The organism is Haloechinothrix salitolerans (genome assembly GCF_042662605.1).
GTDB classification, from domain to species: domain Bacteria; phylum Actinomycetota; class Actinomycetes; order Mycobacteriales; family Pseudonocardiaceae; genus Haloechinothrix_A; species Haloechinothrix_A salitolerans.
Genome location: NZ_JBHSXX010000001.1, coordinates 4,581,647 through 4,600,656 on the forward strand (window position 1 = coordinate 4,581,647; position 19,010 = coordinate 4,600,656).

At 67.8% G+C, this 19,010-nt stretch carries 18 protein-coding genes; 10 read left to right on the forward strand and 8 right to left on the reverse strand.

Annotated features, from left to right (window positions below; genetic code table 11):
• The first annotated feature begins 102 nt into the window (after positions 1-102).
• Positions 103-1,893 (forward strand): hydroxysqualene dehydroxylase, encoded by a 1,791-nt coding sequence (locus ACFQGD_RS21715; RefSeq protein WP_345397801.1) that lies wholly within the window; start codon positions 103-105, stop codon positions 1,891-1,893.
• Between the two features lie 90 nt (positions 1,894-1,983).
• Here the strand turns inward: ACFQGD_RS21715 and ACFQGD_RS21720 are convergent, their stop codons facing one another.
• The 3 genes from ACFQGD_RS21720 to ACFQGD_RS21730 all read right to left on the reverse strand — a co-directional run bounded on the left by ACFQGD_RS21720 (position 1,984) and on the right by ACFQGD_RS21730 (position 4,840).
• Positions 1,984-2,610, reverse strand: coding sequence for a fasciclin domain-containing protein (locus ACFQGD_RS21720; protein ID WP_345397804.1), 627 nt, complete (start codon positions 2,608-2,610; stop codon positions 1,984-1,986).
• Between the two features lie 57 nt (positions 2,611-2,667).
• Positions 2,668-4,320 (reverse strand): molybdopterin-dependent oxidoreductase, encoded by a 1,653-nt coding sequence (locus tag ACFQGD_RS21725; protein ID WP_345397807.1) that lies wholly within the window; start codon positions 4,318-4,320, stop codon positions 2,668-2,670.
• Between the two features lie 64 nt (positions 4,321-4,384).
• Positions 4,385-4,840, reverse strand: a complete 456-nt coding sequence (locus ACFQGD_RS21730) for a DUF4383 domain-containing protein (RefSeq protein ID WP_345397810.1) — start codon at positions 4,838-4,840, stop codon at positions 4,385-4,387.
• 115 nt (positions 4,841-4,955) lie between these two features.
• Between ACFQGD_RS21730 and sigK the strand changes: the two genes are divergently transcribed.
• The 3 genes from sigK (at position 4,956) to ACFQGD_RS21745 (ending at position 6,838) form a co-directional block, all read left to right on the forward strand.
• On the forward strand, positions 4,956-5,561 hold the full coding sequence (gene sigK, locus ACFQGD_RS21735; protein WP_345397813.1) for an ECF RNA polymerase sigma factor SigK: 606 nt from the start codon (positions 4,956-4,958) through the stop codon (positions 5,559-5,561).
• Entirely contained in the window at positions 5,558-6,289 is a 732-nt protein-coding gene (locus ACFQGD_RS21740) for an anti-sigma factor (RefSeq protein ID WP_345397816.1), read from the forward strand. Before sigK ends, ACFQGD_RS21740 begins: the two co-directional genes overlap by 4 nt.
• A gap of 90 nt (positions 6,290-6,379) precedes the next feature.
• Positions 6,380-6,838, forward strand: coding sequence for an RrF2 family transcriptional regulator (locus ACFQGD_RS21745; protein WP_345397819.1), 459 nt, complete (start codon positions 6,380-6,382; stop codon positions 6,836-6,838).
• A 334-nt stretch (positions 6,839-7,172) separates the two neighbouring features.
• Here the strand turns inward: ACFQGD_RS21745 and ACFQGD_RS21750 are convergent, their stop codons facing one another.
• The 3 genes from ACFQGD_RS21750 to ACFQGD_RS21760 are packed head-to-tail and all read right to left on the reverse strand — an operon-like array spanning position 7,173 to position 10,419.
• Positions 7,173-8,405, reverse strand: a complete 1,233-nt coding sequence (locus tag ACFQGD_RS21750; RefSeq protein WP_345397822.1) for a cyclopropane-fatty-acyl-phospholipid synthase family protein — start codon at positions 8,403-8,405, stop codon at positions 7,173-7,175.
• Complete coding sequence (locus ACFQGD_RS21755; RefSeq protein ID WP_345397908.1) at positions 8,402-9,127, reverse strand: DUF1365 domain-containing protein; 726 nt, start codon at positions 9,125-9,127, stop codon at positions 8,402-8,404. The genes ACFQGD_RS21750 and ACFQGD_RS21755 overlap by 4 nt, the downstream gene beginning before the upstream one ends.
• Positions 9,127-10,419 (reverse strand): NAD(P)/FAD-dependent oxidoreductase, encoded by a 1,293-nt coding sequence (locus tag ACFQGD_RS21760; protein ID WP_345397825.1) that lies wholly within the window; start codon positions 10,417-10,419, stop codon positions 9,127-9,129. Before ACFQGD_RS21760 ends, ACFQGD_RS21755 begins: the two co-directional genes overlap by 1 nt.
• A gap of 154 nt (positions 10,420-10,573) precedes the next feature.
• Here ACFQGD_RS21760 and ACFQGD_RS21765 point away from each other — a divergent pair, with 154 nt between their 5' ends.
• Together ACFQGD_RS21765 and ACFQGD_RS21770 are read left to right on the forward strand one after the other, a co-directional pair.
• Positions 10,574-11,827, forward strand: coding sequence for a cyclopropane-fatty-acyl-phospholipid synthase family protein (locus ACFQGD_RS21765; protein ID WP_345397828.1), 1,254 nt, complete (start codon positions 10,574-10,576; stop codon positions 11,825-11,827).
• Entirely contained in the window at positions 11,824-12,609 is a 786-nt protein-coding gene (locus ACFQGD_RS21770) for a DUF1295 domain-containing protein (protein WP_390183340.1), read from the forward strand. Before ACFQGD_RS21765 ends, ACFQGD_RS21770 begins: the two co-directional genes overlap by 4 nt.
• A gap of 126 nt (positions 12,610-12,735) precedes the next feature.
• Here ACFQGD_RS21770 and ACFQGD_RS21775 read toward each other — a convergent pair whose 3' ends face one another.
• A complete protein-coding gene (locus ACFQGD_RS21775; RefSeq protein WP_345397831.1) occupies positions 12,736-13,506 on the reverse strand; it encodes a mechanosensitive ion channel family protein in 771 nt (256 codons plus the stop codon).
• A 495-nt stretch (positions 13,507-14,001) separates the two neighbouring features.
• On the opposite strand from ACFQGD_RS21775, the gene ACFQGD_RS21780 reads away from it, so the two are divergent.
• From ACFQGD_RS21780 to ACFQGD_RS21795, 4 genes are all read left to right on the forward strand, one after another.
• Positions 14,002-15,213: a PucR family transcriptional regulator gene (locus ACFQGD_RS21780; RefSeq protein ID WP_345397834.1), complete on the forward strand. Its 1,212-nt coding sequence runs from the start codon at positions 14,002-14,004 to the stop codon at positions 15,211-15,213.
• Between the two features lie 190 nt (positions 15,214-15,403).
• On the forward strand, positions 15,404-16,351 hold the full coding sequence (locus ACFQGD_RS21785) for an ACP S-malonyltransferase (RefSeq protein ID WP_425557343.1): 948 nt from the start codon (positions 15,404-15,406) through the stop codon (positions 16,349-16,351).
• Positions 16,345-17,322 carry a beta-ketoacyl-ACP synthase III gene (locus tag ACFQGD_RS21790; protein WP_390183351.1) on the forward strand — a complete coding sequence of 326 codons (978 nt, stop codon included), beginning with the start codon at positions 16,345-16,347 and terminating at the stop codon, positions 17,320-17,322. The genes ACFQGD_RS21785 and ACFQGD_RS21790 overlap by 7 nt, the downstream gene beginning before the upstream one ends.
• Positions 17,323-17,380: 58 nt before the next feature.
• Positions 17,381-17,635, forward strand: coding sequence for an acyl carrier protein (locus ACFQGD_RS21795; protein ID WP_034273219.1), 255 nt, complete (start codon positions 17,381-17,383; stop codon positions 17,633-17,635).
• A gap of 58 nt (positions 17,636-17,693) precedes the next feature.
• Here ACFQGD_RS21795 and ACFQGD_RS21800 read toward each other — a convergent pair whose 3' ends face one another.
• Positions 17,694-18,908: an IS110 family RNA-guided transposase gene (locus tag ACFQGD_RS21800; protein ID WP_345398877.1), complete on the reverse strand. Its 1,215-nt coding sequence runs from the start codon at positions 18,906-18,908 to the stop codon at positions 17,694-17,696.
• Between the last annotated feature and the right edge of the window lie 102 nt (positions 18,909-19,010).

The window sequence follows — 19,010 nt, forward strand, 5'->3', positions numbered from 1 at the left end:
AAGGACCCTTGCTCTTTTCGGGTGAGTTGGCAGCCCGCCAATAGCTGTTGGCCATTGTTCAACAGTACCGTCATAGCCCATGGCGGAACGGCGGGAGACATCATGAAGCCACCCGTGCCCCGTAGGTCCTTCCTCCGCACCGTGGCCGCGACGGGCACCGCCGCTGCCACGTGGAGTATCGGCGCACCCGCGTCTGGCTCAGTTCGACGGCCTCCTGGACGTACCGTCGCGATATTCGGTGCCGGGGTCGCCGGACTGACCGCCGCCCACGAGCTGGTCGAGCGGGGCTTCGACGTCACCGTGTACGAGCGCAAGTCGTTGGGCGGCAAAGCACGCAGCATCCCCGTACCTGAGTCCGCCACCGGCGACCGCAAGCCGCTGCCCGGTGAGCACGGGTTCCGGTTCTTCCCTGGCTTCTACCACGATCTCGGCGACACGATGCGCCGCATTCCGTTCCCCGGCAACGACAAGGGTTGCTGGGAGAACCTGACCAGGGCCACGACGTATCTCGGCGCGCGAGCTGGTGACCGGGCGGATCTGACGATCCCGTTCCCCGAGCCGTTCCCGCCGAAGCCACAGCCGTACACACCGGAGTCATTCCTGGAGACAATGCGCGCGGGAGCCGAGACGGCGTTCCGGCTGCCGCCACACGAGGCGGCGTTCTTCGCGCAGAAGGCGCTCGTGTACGCGACCAGTAGTGACGAGCGGCGACTCGGCCAGTGGGACCGACTACCGTGGAGCGACTTCATCCGGGCCGAGCGGATGTCAGACGAGTATCGGGCGTTCCTGGCCGATGGCATGATCCGCAACCTCGCGGCGATGAAGTCCGCCGATGCCAGCACGCACTCGATCGGCCTTGTCGGTGAGACGACGGCGTGGAGCGCGATGGGCAGGGGCAACGAGGAGGACGCCTCCGTCGACCGGGTTCTCGATGGGGAAACGAGCGAACGGTGGCTGGACCCATGGATCGAGCACCTGCGCGAGCTCGGCGTGCGGTTCGAGGTCGGCTGGACACTGGACGGCCTCCAGCTCGACCGCGGCCGGATCACCTCGGCGACGGTAACCGGGCAGGATGGCAGTACCACGGCGGTGCACGCGGACTGGTTCGTCTCGGCGATCCCCGTCGAGCGATTCACCCAGCTGCTGACGCCCGATCTGCTCGCGGCGGACCCAAGCCTTGCCAGCATCCGCGATCTGCGCACCGACTGGATGAACGGCTTGATGTTCTACCTCAAGCAGCCGGTACCGATCACCCCTGGCCACGTCAACTACGTCGACTCAGGGTGGGCGATCACGTCAATCAGCCAGGCGCAGTTCTGGCACCGGGACTTCGCCACCTACGGTGACGGCACGGTGTCCGACTGTCTGTCGACGATCCTGTCCGACTGGACCTCCCCTGGCATGTTCACCGCTAAGGCGGCCAAGGACTGCCTTCCCGAGGAGATCGCCAACGAGGTCTGGGCCGAGATCAAGGCCCACCTCAACGACACCGGCGACTATGTGCTCACCGACGACATGCTGCACTCCTGGTTCCTTGACCCCGCGATCATCGACTCCGGCACACCTGATGTCCGCAATGACGAACCACTGTTCATCCAGTCGCCTGGCTCGTGGGCGGACCGCCCCGAATCGGCCACCGACGTAGACAACCTGTTCCTCGCGGGTGACTGGGTCCGCACCGATATCAACGTCACGACGATGGAAGGCGCGAACAAGGGTGGGCGGCAGGCTGTCAACGCGCTGCTGGACGCGGCGGGTGCCGACGCGGAGAAATGCCAAGTCACGCCGCTGTTCCGGCCACCAGAGTTCGAACCGGCCAAGCAGTGGGACCGCCAGCTGTATCGGATGGGCCTGCCCAACCAGTTCGACGTCCTCGATCCCCGCTTCCCCTGAGGCAGCACGCTGTCCAACGACGCCTGAGCACGACAAGGGCCCTTCCGGCCGCACTGACAAACCGGAAGGGCCCCTGCTACTCAGCCGAGCTTACTGCTTCGGCATGAGCACGCTGTCGATGATGTAGACAGTCGCGTTGGCGGTCTGGACGTTGCCGCAGGCAACGCTGGCCTCGCCGTTGACCGTGAACTCCTCGCCACTGCCCGAGGTCTCGACGGTGCCGCCCTGCAGGGTCTCGAACTCACCTGAGGACAGTTCCTCCGGGGTGACCTCCTCGCCGACCACGTGGTAGGTCAGCACCGAGGTCAGCGTCTCCTTGTCGGAGAGCACCGCGTTGAGGTCCTCCTCAGGGATCTTGCCGAACGCGTCGTTGGTCGGCGCGAACACGGTGATGTTCTCGGCCGAGTTCAACGTGTCGACAAGGCCTGCTTTCTTCACCGCGGTGACCAGAGTGGACAGCACAGGGTTGTTGGACGCGGCCGTGGCGACCGGGTCCTGGGCCATACCCTCGAAGCTGCCAGCGCCATCCTCCGGCACGGCGGAGCAGGCTTCGCCGAACTCGCCGCTCGCGGCCTGGGTCTCGGCCGGCGCCGCGGTCGCGGTGTCGTTGCTACCCGTGTCCTCGGAACCAGAGGCGGCCTCCTCACCCTGCGAGCAGCCGGCGAGCAGCAGACCCGACGCGGCGATACCCGCGATGACACCCGCGAATCGATTCATTGTCCTCGACATTTCTGTGTTTCCTTCCTACGAACCCGACGAGCCTTCGTGCGGGTGCTATGGGGTGACGGTCACGGCAACGGAATGCCAACCGGACGCACCGTCGGGGAACGGTCGCGTGCGCTTCTCGGTCTGCGGGTCCCCATTGCCGTCGGCGGCTCTGACCTCGAACCGGCGAGTGCCGGGACGAGCGGAGAAGGTCGTGCGCCATTGCCGCCAGGTATCGGCGCTGACCTGTGTGGAGAGCTCAGCGTCCTGCCATGGACCGCCGTCCATGCGGACCTGAACCGCACTGATGCCGCGATGCTGAGCCCAGGCAACACCGGCGACGGTGATTTCGCCTTGGCTCACCCGTTCGAACGGTCGCGGCACGTCGATGCGCGAGGCGGTCTTGACGACCCCGCGCGGATCCCAGTCCCGTTGGGTCCAGTACGCCTGGACCTCGTCGAACCGGGTCGCGGTCAGCTCGACGACCCACTTGGTCGCCGAGGTGTAACCGTAGAAACCCGGCACGATCATGCGAGCGGGAAATCCATGGTTGACAGGCAGTGGCTCGCCGTTCATGCCGACCGCGAGCAGCGCGTCCCTGCCGTCGAGCACCCCTTCCATGGGGGTGCCGATGGTCATGCCGTCCTCGGAACGGCTCAGCAGCTGATCCGACGAGCTGGACACTCCGGCCTCGCGCAGCAGGTCACCGAGCGGGATGCCGAGCCAGCGCGCCGTACCGACGTAGGGACCGCCGACCTCGTTGGACACGCATGACAGCGTGAGGTCGCGCTCGGTCAGGCCGCGGTCGAGGAGGTCACGGAAGCTCAGCTCGATCGGCCGCTTCACGTCGCCACCGATGCGCAACGTCCACTCCTCGGCGGGAACGGACGGTAGCGACAGCACGGTGTCGACGCGATAGAAGTCCTTGTTCGGCGTGAAGTACGGGCTGATGCCCGACACCTTCGTGCGGTACCCGGCGGGCAGCTCCGGCGCGGGATCGGCCGGTTTCGGCAGTCGCACGGCGGCGCGGGACTCGGCGACGTCCCGCCGGACGGCTTGCAGCAGCCTGCCCGCCGTCGCCGCGACGGCGGCGACCGCGACGCTGGCCGCGCTCGCGATTAGCAGGCCCCGACGGGAAGGCGTGCCGCGCTCGGTGGTGCCCTCGGTGGTGCCCGCAACGGAGTCCGGCGCGGCGTCCGGCGTATCGGCGGGCGTCACGTCGCCGGGAGCTACGCCTTCCGCCATCGCGGGCTCCTCGCCCTTGCGCCACACACGGACCAGCAGGTACAGCACGCCGAGGGCGGCCACACCCGCCAGCGCGGACGGCATGCTGTCGGTCGGCTGCGCGCTGGCGCGGGTCACCGCGGCGAGCACGCCGAGGACACCGAAGGAAATGAAGATGGCCGCACCGGTGGCGAATCGCGTCCTGACCAGGATGCCCCCGAGCGCCGACAGGACCACGAGCACCGCGAGCACGCCGGAGATCAGCACCAGTTTGTCCGCGGTGCCGAAAGTGCGGATCGCGAACTCCTTCACCGGAGTCGGTGCGAGGTCGATGGCAGCCGAACCAACCGAAAGCACTGGGGACGTCGCTGGCCCCGTGACGGCCGCGGCCAGCTCACCGAGCGCGAGTCCGGAGCCAGCGGCGATGACGCCCACGATGGCGCCGATCAGGATGCGGGCACCGCGGCGCGTTCCATGCTTCCGGTCGTTGGTGGTCATGCCCAGCATTCGGCGCGGTGATCGCGGCGGATTGGTCGTGTGAGCACTTCACTCGAACGTATGGTCACCTGCGCACCGCCGAGACGCCGAGCAGGACAACGGCGCTGGACAGGTGCAGCACGCTGTCTGGACCAGTTCCCGCGAGCGGGTGCGTGCCCGTGCCAAGCAGGATCAGCCCCACGAAGCCCAGCGCGCCGTAAAGGGCACCCGCGATGGAGTTCATCAGCATCGCGTGCCGCAGCCCGCGATAAGCCGCGAGACCGAGCGCTATGCCCAGCACCACGTGCAGCAGGCTGTAGAGCGGGTTCGCCTGGAACACCAGCAGCCGGGACGTCTCGCCAAGGGCGAACCCCGTGATCGCTGACAGGGTCAGCCCTGCCATCCCGATGAGGGTGTGACACGCTCCGACGACCGCGCCGGCGACCCGGTTAGGTGATACCGCGCGGATGTGAAGGTGCGAGTCCATACTGTTCTCCTGCTGCCGTGTCGTACTGGGCGGTCTGCCGACCGCGTCGGTCATTCGGCGCAGACAACGTCATGGACTGGTCACCGCAGAAACGTGCGCAGCGCACCAATCCGAGACGACCAGCGGCTCCGAACACCTTGCGGTTAGCTGTCCGCGATGAGGAGATGCGATGCACGGTGCGACACCTGAGCGCCCGAGTTCCGGCACGCCGGACCTGCGTGCGGTAGCCCAATCAGGTCATCAAGACTTGATGAGCCAGGTGGCCCGAGGAGACGAGCATGCCTTCGCCGAGCTGTATGACCTGCTCGCCGAACGGGTGTACGGGCTCGTACTCAGGGTCATGCGGGACCCCGCCCAGTCGGAGGAGGTCACCCAAGAGGTCTTCGTCGAGCTGTGGCGCACGGCGTCGCGGTTTCAGTCCGAGCGGGGCAGCGTGACGTCGTGGGCGATGACCATCGCACATCGCAGGGCGGTCGACCGGGTGCGCTCGTCGCAGTCGACCATCGACAGGGAAGCCCGGATGGCGGCTAGCCAGCGGGACACACCGTTCGACAGTGTCGCGGACGAGGTCGCGAACCGGTTCGAGCAACATCAGGTACGCAACTGCCTTGACACGCTCACCGAACTGCAGCGAGAGTCCGTCGGCCTGGCGTACTACCAGGGTTACACCTACGGTGAGGTCGCCAGACTGCTCGACACCCCGCTCGGAACGATCAAGACACGCCTCCGTGACGGCCTCATCCGGCTGCGCGACTGCTTGGGGGTGAGCCGATGAACGCCGACATTCACACCCTGACCGGTGCGTACGCGCTGCATGCGTTGTCGGAGTCCGAGCGCGCGGCGTTCGAGGACCACCTGGCCCAATGCGCGGCGTGCCGCAAAGAAGTCAGCGAGATGCGGGAGACGGCGGCCCGCCTCGGCTCCGCCGTCGCGACGCAACCACCCGAGTCGCTCAAACAAGACGTCATGGCCAGTATTCGCCGGGTGCGCCAACTTCCACCGGACGAAGGTCCTATCATCCCCCTCCGAGGCAGAAAGTGGCCGCTGCGCGTGACGGCGCTGGCGGCAGCCGCGGCGGCGATCGCCGCGATCGTGCTCGGCTCGCAGGTCATCCGGCTGGACGACGAAGCGACACGTGCCGAGCAGCGGCTTGCCGAGGTCAGCGATCGGTACGAGACGGTCGCCGACATGATCGCGGCGCGGAACACCAAGATCATGGCGGCGAAATCCGGCGATATGCGAGCCACCGTCGTCGTCTCCCGCCAGCACGGCAAGGTCGCCTTCCTACCGAAGGAAGTGCCCGAGCCTGGCGAGAACAAGACGTACCAGCTCTGGTTGATCGGGCCAGACGGCGCACACTCCGCCGGGCTGCTGGCCGACCAGGACACGCCGGTCATCGCGGACACCATCGCCGGCGCCAACGTCCTTGGCGTGACCGTCGAGCCGGAAGGCGGCTCCGAACAGCCCACCACCGAGCCGGTGATGACGATGGCGCTTGGCTGACGCCGGTTCTTTGTGCGCGATTTACCGAATCTTCGAGGGCTTTTTATACCGCCGAAGCTCTAAGTCATGTTTTCTGAGAGACTTTGTGTCATGCGGGTCTCAGCGAAGTCTGATTATGCGCTCCGCGCCCTGATCGAGTTGGCGCGGCGGCCGGAGGGCGAGGCGGTCAACGCCGAGGAGATCGGCCGTTCGCAAGACGTCCCGCATGGCTTCCTACAGGCGATCCTCGCCGACATGCGACGGGCTGGCATCGTGGTCAGCCAGCGAGGCCAGTCCGGTGGCTGGCGGATGGCCCGCGACGCGGCCACGGTGACGGTCGCGGACGTCATCAGGGCGGTGGACGGCCCGCTGGTCAGCATCTACGGCCTGCGCCCAGAGGGCGTCACATACAACGCGTCGGCGGCGTCGTTGCAACACGTCTGGATCGCGGCGCGCAGCAGCCTCCGCGAAGTGTTCGAGCAGGTCAGCATCGCGGACCTCGCGGCGCAACAGTTGCCGGACCGCGTCATGGCCCGCACGAAGGACGAAGACGCCTGGCAGCCGCGCTAGCGGCGGTCGTGAAGCGACTCACGACGGCGCGCGGATCGCGATTGGACCCGGCTCGACGTCTCGGCTGGCGGCGCACGGTCGGACGTTTTGAGCGAGTCATCAGACTCACGGCCGGATTTCGAGTTGATCTGAAGACGGTGTGGTCGTTATGACGACCGAAACGTCTTCAGATCAACTTCTTCGAGATGGGGAACACGACGAATGGGGCATTGCGGGCGGAACGTGGCACGGTGCACCGTACCCACGCGACGTAGGCCCCACGCCACCCGCGCTGAGGCCAGGCGGCGCAGACCTGACCCCAGCGGACCCGCGGGTAGCGGGCTAGGAGCCTGCCCTAGGCGGGCTTGACCATGGAGAACTGCCAGTCGTCCAGATAGGACGATCGGAAGCCCGCCTCGCTGTAGGCGAGGTAGAACTCCCACATCCGCCGGAACGTCTCGTCGAAGCCACCGCGGCGGATCTCGTTCCAGTTGGCAAGGAAACGTTCCCGCCACAGCCGCAGCGTGTGCGCGTAGTCCAACCCAAGCGTGCGGCGCTCAACCACCCGCAGCCTGGTGTTGTCGGCGACGGCTTCCTCGATGGCGCGCACCGAGGGCAACATCCCACCGGGGAAGACGTACTTGTGGATCCAGGTGTACGACTCGCTGGTGGCCAGCATCCGGTCGTGCGGCATGGTGATCACCTGGAGCCCGATCCGCCCGCCGGGCCGCAGCAGCCGGTCGACGGCGGCGAAGAACGTGGGCCAGTACTCCAGCCCGACCGCCTCCAGCATCTCCACGCTCACGATCGCGTCGTAGCTGCCAGTGACCTGCCGGTAGTCGCAGAGCAGCACCGTCGCGAGGTCCGACACCCCGGCCGCCTCGATCCTCGCCTCCGCCAGCTCACGCTGCTCCCGCGAGATCGTCACCGACGTCACGTGCGCGCCGCGCTGCGCCGCGCGGATGGCGAGCGCGCCCCAGCCGGTGCCGATCTCCAGCACCTCACTGCCCTCGCGCACGCCCGCGTAGTCGAGGATGCCGTCGATCTTGCGCAGCTGCGCGTCGTAGAGACTCTGACACGAGTGCTCGAACCACGCCGCCGAGTACGTCATGGTTTCGTCGAGGAAGGCCGCGAACAGGTCGTTCGACAGGTCGTAATGACGGCCGATGTTGCTGCGCGCCCCGGAGAGGTCGTTGCGCTCGGCATCCGGCCTGCGGCGATCCACCCAGCGCCGCAGCCGCTGCAGCGTCGGCGGCACCAGCGTGGCCATGCGCACGGCGAACGGTGTCAGCACCTCGGCCAGTTCGTCGGACGTCCAGTCGCCCGCCATGTACGACTCGCCGAAGCCGATCTTCGCGTCGACGCCGAGCCGGTGGTAGAAGTCGGCGGGCCGCACCAGCCGCATCGCGGGCGCGTCCGGTTTCCCGGCACCCAAGTGGGAGCCGTCCGGCAGCAGCACCCGCACCGGCAGGGACCGCACCGCTTGCCGGAACAGCAGCTCGGCCAGCCATGCTCGCGGCGCGGACCGGGGAGCGGTGGCGATCCCGGGCCACGCCGTAGCCCTGTCGATGGTCATGTCGCTGGTCATGTGGCTTTCTCCTCGTTGGTCACGACACGGGGAACGATCGGCAGGCCACGCAGCCAGAGCGCGATACCGCGCAGGCGAATGGCCGCCGAGACAACCAGGGGTGCGAGGGGGTAGCGCAGCAGGAGCCGGACGAACTGCCGCGCAGTCGCGGGCAGCCGCGTGCCGCGCAGGACAGCGGTGAGCACGCGGCCGTCGGCCTGGTCCAGCGCGACGGTGACGTGCAGCCGCTCGCCCGGCTCAGGCACGTGCAGCCGATACGTCCCGTCGACGGTGATGAACGGCGAGACGTAGAACCGCTTCTCGGCGGTGTCGTCGCCGCTCACGTCCGGGTAGAGCAGGTAGCGGTGCCTGCCGCCGTAGGTGTTGTGTACCTCCGCGACGACGCAGGCCAGCTCGCCGGTGTCGCGGTAGCACCAGAACACGCTGAGCGGGTTGAACACGTGCCCGAGCACTCGCGCCGACGCCAGCATCAGCACCCGGCCGCCGCGCAAATCGACGTCCTGCTCGGCGAGCCAGCGGTCGAGGTCCTCGCGGATCGTCGCGCCGCGTCCGTCACCGTGGTCGGCGGCGCGAAACCGGGCGAACGGCGCGAGTGGGCACGGCAGCCTCGGCAGCACGTCGACGTCGACCAGCCACAGGTAGAACCGGTGGCGGAACACCGTCACGCGCGGCTGTCGCCGGGCGTGCACCACCGTCGTCTCGTACAGCGCGGGTGCCGTGATCACGCCCAGGACACCCCGAACGCCTCAGCGGCGGCGACGCCGGACGCGCACCCGTCCTCGTGGAAGCCCCAGCCGTGGTAGGCACCGGCGTAGGTCGTGGTCGCGGTGCGCAGCGACGGCAGTTCCGCCTGCGCGGCCACCGACCCCGGCGTGTAGATCGGGTGCTCGTACGTCATCCGCGCGATCACGCTGCTGTCGTCGAGGTAGCGAACGCCACGCCGGTCCACGAAGTCCGTCGCGTTGAGGGTGACGACATGCTGATCGCTTGTGGACAGGTTCATCAGCCGGTTCATGTCGTAGCTGATCAGCACCTTCTCCGGTGTGACGTGGCAGCCGAGCTTGAGGTAGTTCCACGACGCCCTCGCCTTCGGGGCGTTCGGCAGCACGCTGTCGTCGGCGTGCAGCCATGTCTCGTTGACCGAGTAGCCGAACGCGCCGAGCACGCGGCGTTCGTCATCCGTGGGATCGGCCAGCAGGCTGAGCGCTTGGTCGGCGTGGGTGGCGATGACGACCTTGTCGACGTCGTGGGTCTCCCCCGCCTCGTCGCGCACCGTCGCGCCGCCGGAGTGACGAGACACCACGCGCACCGGTGTCGACGTCCGCACGGCGGTGAGGTTCTTGACCGCGCGCTCGACATAGGTGCGCGAGCCGCCGGTGACGGTGCGCCACGTCGGCGATCCGGTGACCGACAACATCCCGTGGTGGTCGAGGAACCGGAACAGGTAGCGCGCCGGGTAGTCCAGGCAGGTGCGCAAATCGGCAGACCACACCGCCGAGATCAGCGGCAGCAGCATGTGGTCGGCGAAGTAGCGGGAGTAGCCGCCCGCGCGCAGGAACTCGCCGAGCGTGGTGGTCGTGCCATCGTCTTCCGCCGCCAGCACCGCATGCGCGGCACGATGGAAACGCGGCAGCTCCGTCAGCATTCGCAGGTAGGCGGATCGCAGCAGCGCACGGGGCTGCGCGGTGACGCCGCCGACGCCCCTGCCGCCCGCGTACTCCAGCCCGCAGCCGTCGCAGCGGACGCTCATCGACATCTCGGAGTCCTGCGTGGCGACGCCCAGCTCGCCGAACAACCGCAGCAGGTTCGGGTAGGTGCGCTCGTTGTGCACGATGAACCCGCTGTCGACGGCAAGCTGCGTACCCTCCGACGTCGCGACGTCGTGGGTGTGGGCGTGACCGCCGAGCCGGTCGTCCGCCTCGAACAGCAGCACGTCGTAGCGGCGCTGGAGCAGGTACGCGGCGGTCAGCCCCGACACCCCCGCGCCGATCACGGCGACTCGCTGGCGACTCATCGATGTCCTCTCGTTCATGACATGCGAAACGGCGTCACATCTTCATTCGGCGCCGACGCCCGCCCGGATGGGTCGAGATCGGCTCGTTCGCCAATCCGCGTTCGAGGCCTCTCCGAACAACGGATAGGCAGCGGGACCGAGGAAGGGGTAGGCGATGACGGGTGTTGCCCAGGAGATCGAGCGCCTGATGACGGAGACGATGGGCGTGGCACTCCCCGTCGGGCTCAAAGGTTGGGACGGCAGCCATGCCGGACCGGTCGACGGCCCGCAGGCGGTGCTTCGCTCACCGAAGGCGTTACGCCGACTGCTGTTCAAGCCGGGCGAGCTCGGCCTGGCGCGGGCCTACGTGTGCGGCGACCTTGACGTCGAGGGCGATCTGACCGAGGCCCTCCGGCGGGGTGGCGCGGCCGTGCGCGACGCGGGCACGAGCGGGATCAGCGCGAAGACGTTGTTGTCCGGGCTCGGGTTCGGACTACGACGCGGCGTGCTCGGCCCGCCACCGGCCCCGCCCGCCGAGGAGGCGCGGCTGCGCGGCCGATTCCGGGACCGCGCGGCGATCTCGCACCACTACGACCACGGCAACGACTTCTACGCACTGGTGCTCGACGAGCACATGGCGTACTCGTGCGCGTACTTCACCGCCGACGACCCCGACTACATGCTCGACGACGCGCAGCGCGACAAGCTCGACCTGATCTGCGAGAAACTCGGGCTCCAAGAGGGCATGCGGCTGCTCGACGTCGGCTGCGGCTGGGGCTCGCTGCTGCTACGGGCCGCCGAGAAATACGAGGTCCGTGCCGTTGGCATCACACTCTCGGCGGAGCAAGCTGAGTTCGTGCACGCCAGGGCGAAACAGCGCGGACTAGACCACTTGGTCGAGGTGCGGCTGCGCGACTACCGGGAACTGCCCGACACCGAGGACGCCGGGTCGTTCGACGCGGTCGCCTCGATCGAGATGGGCGAGCACGTCGGCGAGGACAACTACCCGCGCTACACCGAGACGTTGCGGACGATGCTGCGACCGCAGGGCAGGCTGTTGCTGCAACAGATGTCGCGCGGCACGAACGCTCCCGGCGGTGGCGCGTTCATCGAGTCCTACATCGCACCGGACATGACGATGCGGCCGCTGTCGGCGACCATGGCGCACCTGGAACGCGCCGGGCTGGAGATCCGCGACGTGCAGGCACTGCGGGAGCACTACGTGCAGACCGTGCGGGCCTGGCAGGACACCCTCGAACAGCGCTGGGACGCCGTCGTGGCGCACAGCGGCGAACGGTTCGCGCGCGTGTGGCGGCTGTACCTCGCTGGTGGCGCGCTGGCGTTCGAGGAGAACCGGATGGGCGTCGACCAGATCCTCGCGGTGCGACTCGACGGCGAAGGCCGCAGCGGCTTCGGGGTGGGCGCGTGAATTTGGACGGCCTGCTGGTCAACCTCGTGGCGTCGGCGGTGGCCGTCGTCAGTGTGCTCGCGGTGACGTTCGCGGTCACCGTGGCCAGGGGCCGCAAGGACACCATCGACACCGCGTGGGGACTCGGATTCGTCGCCATCGCGGCGGTGGGCGTCGTCGTCTCGGCGGGCGAGCCACGGGCGTGGCTGGTGCTGACGCTGACGGCGGTGTGGGGCGGCAGACTGGCCGCCCACCTGCACGAACGCAACAGCCAGCGCGGCGAGGACCCGCGCTACACCGAGATGGCCGAGCGCGCGGGCGGCAACCCGTACCGGCACCTGCTTCTCGTCGTCTTCCCGGCGCAGGGCGCGATCATGTTCCTCGTGTCGCTACCACTGCAAGCCGCGGCACACCTGACAGCGGGCCTCGGCGTGCTCGACGTCCTCGCCGTGGTGGTGTGGCTGATCGGGTTCCTGTTCGAAACGATCGCCGACGCGCAGCTAGCGAGGTTCTCCGCCAACCCTGAGAACAAGGGGCGAGTGTTGGACAGTGGGCTGTGGCGGTTCTCGAGGCACCCGAACTACTTCGGCGACGCCTGCGTCTGGTGGGGCCTGTTCCTGTTCGCCGGCTACCACTGGATCGGGCTGCTCACCGTCGTCGCGCCAGTGGTCATGACCACGCTGCTCGCGCGTGGCACCGGCAAGCCGATGACCGAACGCCGAATGCTGTCCAGCAGGCCCGGCTACGCCGACTACGTGCGGCGCACCAGCGGGTTCGTCCCGCTGCCCCCGAAGCGGGCGTGAGCAGCACTTCCCGGCCACCTCGGTAGTGGATCAGGGCCGGGCCGGGCTCCCACGCCCCTACACACAAACGGTGCCCGGTGACGGACTTCCGTCACCGGGCACCGGGGTCGGGGCGAACCCGTAACGTTACCGAACGGGGTTGCCGTGCGGCGGGGTTGGCGGCTCAGTACCCTGCGAGGCCTGCGCGGACCGCGCGCCCGCGCCAGCGGTAGCGCGAGTCTGCTGTTGGCCACCGCCGCCGAACTGACCTTCAATGTTGGCAAGCCAACCGGGCCAGCGCTCCGAGGTCGCCTTGATGAGGCCACCACCGAAGCCAACGACGATCACGCCGCCGATGGTGGCGAGCACCGTGATCAGAACCGGACCGGTCACCGTGGTGGCGATCTGGACCTGGTTCAGTGCGGCGATGATGCCGAAGGCCAGGATGAAGTAGTAGGCGATCGACGCGAGCAGGTTGCCCGCTCCCCTGCCCGCCATCGCGTTGCTGACCAGGCCGCGCACCGCGTTGCCGATGGCCGCCGCGACGACCACCAGCACGATCGCGACCACGATCCTCGGCAGGAAGGCGATGACGTCGTTGAGGAGCTCGCTTACCGGATTGGTCGGGCCAAACGTGCCGAACGCGAGCTGCAGCGCGATCAGCAGGATGAAGTAGTACGCCAGTTTGGCGATAATTCCCGTCGCGTCAACCTTGGATTGGCTGAGCGTTCCCGAAAGACCGGTCTTCTCGATGAGCTTCGGGAAACCAAGCCGGTTGAGAACCAGCGTCAATCCCTTGGCAACCGCTTTCGCGATCAGCCATCCAATCAGCAGGATGATCAAGAATGCGAAGAGCTTCGGCACGAACGTGGCTATAGCGCTCCACGCGTCGCCCAAACCCTCCTTGAGCTGATCCACTGCAATCTCCTCCTTGGTCGTGACAAACGCCGGTGTCTGGCGAGACCTTAATCAACGCACAGAACGGGGCAACTCGAAACGGCGACACGAAAGAGTGAGTCCGGTGGCGTATCCCGAATCTCGGGGTCCATAGTGGATCCACCGGTGGGGACCGGGGATGCCGAGAAACCCGGTGCGGCGCGCCGTACCCGTCGCACCGGGTTTCTCGGCACGGCATCGAATTCGCGCACGTAGCGGCGTTATGCCGGATTTCTCCCAGCAGTTCGCGCTATCTCGCTGTGATGACTCGCCAGGTTCTCCGCGCATTATCACGAAACCGCCGCCCACCGCAGAGTGGCAATCCGCGAGATTATCCCCGAAATGGGTACGAATCATCCGAGTCATCGGGCGATCGTCCTGTTTTCGCCCGCCACACTCGGGCGACTCTCGGGCAGCACTCGTGGCGCCGCTACACGACCGAACCGAGGCCGCACCGCAGTCGATTACTGTTGCCCCATGGGCGCAGACGCGACATGGCAGATGAGACACGAGGGGGAGCTGTCGGCGCGCACCGTGCGGAAGGTGGAGCGCGCGTCAGGGGAACTCGCGGCCAAGAGCGTGGCGGCGATGGCGGAACGACTGCCATGGTTCTCTCGCATGCCCGCCGACCAGCGCGCCAGCATCCTGCTGATCACTCAGGTCGAGGCGGCGGGCTTCATCGAGTGGCTACGCGACCCCGACACGGCGCAGCGTCCGAAAACCGATGCCTTCCGCAACGCACCGCAGGAACTGTCGCGCTGGATCAACATGCGCCACACCGTGCTGCTGATCCGGATCGCTCTCGACGTCTTCGAACAAGAACTACCCAAGCTCGCCGCGAACGAAACCGAACGCGCGGCACTGGCCGAGGCAGCCGTCCGGTATGGGCGCGAGGTCGCGTTTACCGCAGCGACCGCCTACGCTACCGCCGCCGAGTCACGCGGCGCGTGGGACGCACGACTGGAAGCCCTCGTCGTCGACGGCATCGTGCGCGGCGACGCCGAGGAGGCGCTGCTCTCCCGCGCGTCGGCGTTGGGCTGGGACCTCGCCGACGCGGCCACGGCGATCGTGGGCAACGCGCCGCCAGAGGATCCACCGATCGCGGTCAAGGACGTCCGCGCGCGGGCAGCACGCATCGACCGGCCGGTGATGCTCGGCGTGCAGGGTTCCCGGCTGATCGTCGTCGTCGGCGGACCCACCACAGGCTCGGCGCGCGCGGAGACCGTGCTGGACACCCTCGCGGAGTCGTTCGGCGACGGCCCTGTCGTCGCGGGGCCAACGGTGACCAGCATCGCCGATGCCCACCAGAGCACCGCCGAAGCACTGTCCGGGCTCCGAGCCGTCGTCGGCTGGGAAGCGGCGCCACGGCCCGTCCGTTCACTGGACCTGCTGCCGGAACGCGCGCTGACCGGCGACGCCGACGCCGAGCGGCAACTCATCGACCAGATCGCTCGGCCGCTCGATGAGGCGGGCGGCGCCATCGAGGAGACCGTCGCCGCGTACCTCGAGGCGGGCGGCGTTCTTGAGGCATGCGCTCGGGCGCTGTTCGTGCACCCGAACACGGTGCGCTACCGGCTGAAGCGCGCCACCGAGCTGACCGGGCGGAACCCGATGGACCCGCGTGACGCGTTCGTGCTGCGCATCGGCATGGCCGTCGGCAGGCTCGCTCGATCACGGGGCACATGGTGAGCCGGTCACCTACGCGGCTGTGAGCAACCTCTCAGCGCGACCGCTGTCCCGAACGGCGCCGTGAGTGATATGCGGATCCCACAAGAGTGATCGCCACAACCAGTTCATCTCCCAGAAACGTTTGGAGGAATCCTCCAAAGTCGTGGAAAGTACTTCGTGCTCTCCGGCATCCCCGAAACCCCCGCTGACCGTGTTCCCTGGAGCAGTGACCTTTGCTGTGCTCGCTCCAGGACAAGGCTCCCAGTCTCCCGGCATGCTGACGCCGTGGCTCGACGTCGACGGCGCGCGCGACGCCATCGATCGCTGGTCGGAGCGCGCCGGGCTCGACCTGCGCCGGCTCGGCACCACCGGTGACGCCGAGGAGATCACCGACACCGCCGTTACGCAGCCGCTGATCGTGGCGCTATCGCTACTGTCGTTCGACGCCGCTCAGCAGCGCGGAACGCTGTCCGCCGACACCCCTGTCGCCGGGCACTCGGTTGGCGAGCTAGCCGCCGCCGCGATCGCGGGTGTGCTCGACGCCGACGACGCCGTCGCGCTGGCCGCCGTACGGGGTGCGGAAATGGCGAAAGCATGCGGGCTGGCCGAAACCAGTATGGCCGCCGTGATGCTGGGCGACCCGGACGAGGTCGTGGCATGGCTTGCGGAGAACGGACTCGCGGCCGCGAACCAGAACGGCGCTGGTCAGATCGTCGCCTCGGGTGCGGCCGACGCCATCGAGCGCATCGTGGCGGAGCCGATGCCCGGCACGAAGGTGCGGCAACTGCGGGTCGCTGGCGCGTTCCATACCGAGTACATGGCCCCTGCCCGCGAGGCCCTTGCGGCCCACGCCGAGAAGATCACGGTGCGCGATCCCTCGCGTCCACTGCTGTCGAACCATGACGGTGCCGTCGTCGAGAGCGGCGACGAATACCTGCGACGTCTCGTCAACCAGGTGACCAGCCCCGTACGCTGGGACCTCACCATGGACACCCTAGCCAAGCTCGGCACGACGGCTACTGTTGAGCTCGCTCCCGCCGGTACGCTCACCGGGCTGGTGCGGCGCCAGCTCAAGGGCACCGTGACATCGACGGTCGCACTCAAGACCCCGGACGACGTCGCCAAGCTGGCCCCGACCGACGAGGACACCGCATCGTGACGACCCTGCGCCAGTCGACCGGCGTCGCAGCCACCCGCATCCTGGGAATCGGGAGTTTCCAGCCGGAGAAGGTCGTCACCAACGACGACCTCTCGAAGGTGATGGACACCAACGACCAGTGGATTCGCGACCGTGTGGGCATCATCGAACGCCGCTTCGCGGACAAGGATGAACTGCTTGTCGACATGGCGGTCACCGCTGGCGAGCGAACGCTGGCCGACGCGGGCGTCGAGCCGTCCGACATAGACACGGTGATCGTGCCGAACTGCACCATGCCGTCTCCGATCCCGAACGCGGCGGCGCAAGTGGCTGACCGGCTCGGCATCAAGGCGGCGGGCGCGTTCGACCTCAACGCCGCCTGCGCGGGGTTCTGCTACGGCCTTGGTGTCGCCTCCGACCTGATCAAGGCGGGTTCCGCTGGCCGAGTGCTGGTCATCGGCGCGGAAAAGCTCACCGACGTCGTCGACCCGCTGGATCGGGCGAACGCGATCATCTTCGCCGACGGCGCGGGCGCCGCTGTGGTGGGGCCGTCGGATAAGCCGGAGATCGGCCCGGTGACCTGGGGTAGTGCGGGTGATCTTGTCGACACCATCTACATGCGCGACCACCGCTACATCTACCAGGAAGGTCAGTCGGTCTTCCGGTGGGCGACCACCAAGATCGCGCCGGTCGCGCTGGAGGCCGTCGCCGCCGCCGGGCTGGAACCGTCGGATGTCGACGTGCTCATCCCCCACCAGGCCAACCTCCGCATCGTCGAAGCCATCGCCAAGCGCCTGCGTGCCAAAGGCGCACGGGAGGACATGGTGGTCGCCGACGACATCAAGTACTCGGGCAACACCTCGTCGGCGTCCATCCCGATGGCGCTCGACCACATGCGCGCGGCGGGCAGGGTCTCGCGGGCCGACGTGGTGCTGGCCGTCGGGTTCGGTGCCGGGCTGTCCTACGCGGGACAGGTCTTCATCGCACCCTGATCACCACCCACCCCGCCACACCGCGCGGGGTGCAACCAAGGAAGGAAACGGGACACACATGGCTGACAAGCAGCTCACCGAGCAGGACATCGTCGCTGGCCTCGCCGAGATCGTCGAGGAGGTCGCCGGGGTCGCGCAGGACGAGGTGACCAAGGAGAAGTCGTTCGTCGACGACCTCGACATCGACTCGCTGTCCATGGTCGAGATCGCGGTGCAGGCCGAGGACAAGTTCGGCGTCAAGATCCCGGACGACGAGCTGGCCAACCTCAAGACGGTCGGTGACGCCGTCGCCTACGTCGCCAACAACTCCTGAGCACCCGCGGTCACTCAGGCGCCGCCCGACGTACTCGAAGGGACTCTCAATGAAGTTGTCAAGCAGTAGCGGCGGCCGAACTTGGTTCGGCGAGGGTGAAGGTGCGTCCGTCACGCAGCAGTGCCCACAGCACGTCGACCAGGCGTCGGGCCAGGGCTAGGAGTGCTTGGGTATGAATGAGCCGCTCACTGCGTTTGCGGTCGTAGAACCGCCGCGACGGGCCGTTGGTGACCTTGAGGCTGGACAATGCGGCCATGTAGAACACCCTGCGCAGGCGCCGGTTGTAGCGTTTGGGGCGGCGCAGGTTGCCGCTTACTCGCCCGGAATCACGCGGTACGGGCACCAGTCCTGCGTAGGAGGCCAGTCGACCGGCCGTGCCGAATGCGGCCAGGTCGCCACCGGTGACCACCAGGAACTCCGCGCCCAGGCCGGGTCCCATGCCTGGCAGAGATTCGATGATCGCCGCCCATGGATGGGCGCGGAACCGGGCGGTGATCAGTTTGTCGGTGTCCTTGATCTCGCGGTCGAGATCAAGCAGCTTCGCCGCGACGCGCTTGACCAGCATCGCGGTGTCGGTCTCACCGGGCAGCGCGATGGTCTGGGCTTGGGCGGCGGCCAGGGCGGCGGCCGCGGTCTTGGCGATCCCGGCTGGCCACGCCTTGTTCTCCCGCAGATGCGCTGCTACGCCGTCGATTCCGGCGGTGCGGATCTCAGCCGGCGTGCACATCCCGGCGACCAGGATCAGCGGGGTCCGGTTGGAGTAGTCGAAGGCGGCTTCCAGGCCGGGGAAGATCGACCCCAGCAGTGCGCGAAGCCGGTTGATCCCGGCCACCCAGTCGCCCATCAGGTCGGTGCGGTAGCTGGTGAGCTGGGTCAGCCCGACCACCAGCTCGTCGGGCATGGCGACCTGGTCCAGATCTCGCCGCAGGCGCGCGGTTTCGGCGATCACGCGTGCGTCTTTGGCGTCGGTCTTGCCCTCGCCGCGGAAGCCTGCGGTCATGGTGTTGACCACCCGGCCCGGGACATAGGTAACCGTCTGCTCGGCGGCCAACAACACGCTGATCAGCAGCAACGCCAGTGGGCTGGTCAGATCAACCGCCCATCGCACCCGTGGGGCAGTGTGGCCGGCGCGGGCCAGCAGCTGCTCGATCGAATGCTGGTCGTTGCCGAGTTTCTGACGGAATATGACCTTCCCGTCTGGGTCGATCCCGCACGCGTGATGCGTCTGCTTTCCTACGTCGATCCCGACCCAGATCTCCGGGTGATCGGCCACCGGTCAACTCCTGTCGTTACTGGTCAAGCCCGTGGACAACCCCGCCGGCAGATCCCTAAACAGCGACGGTCCGCATCAGCTCTCAATCAGCGGCCGGAGCGT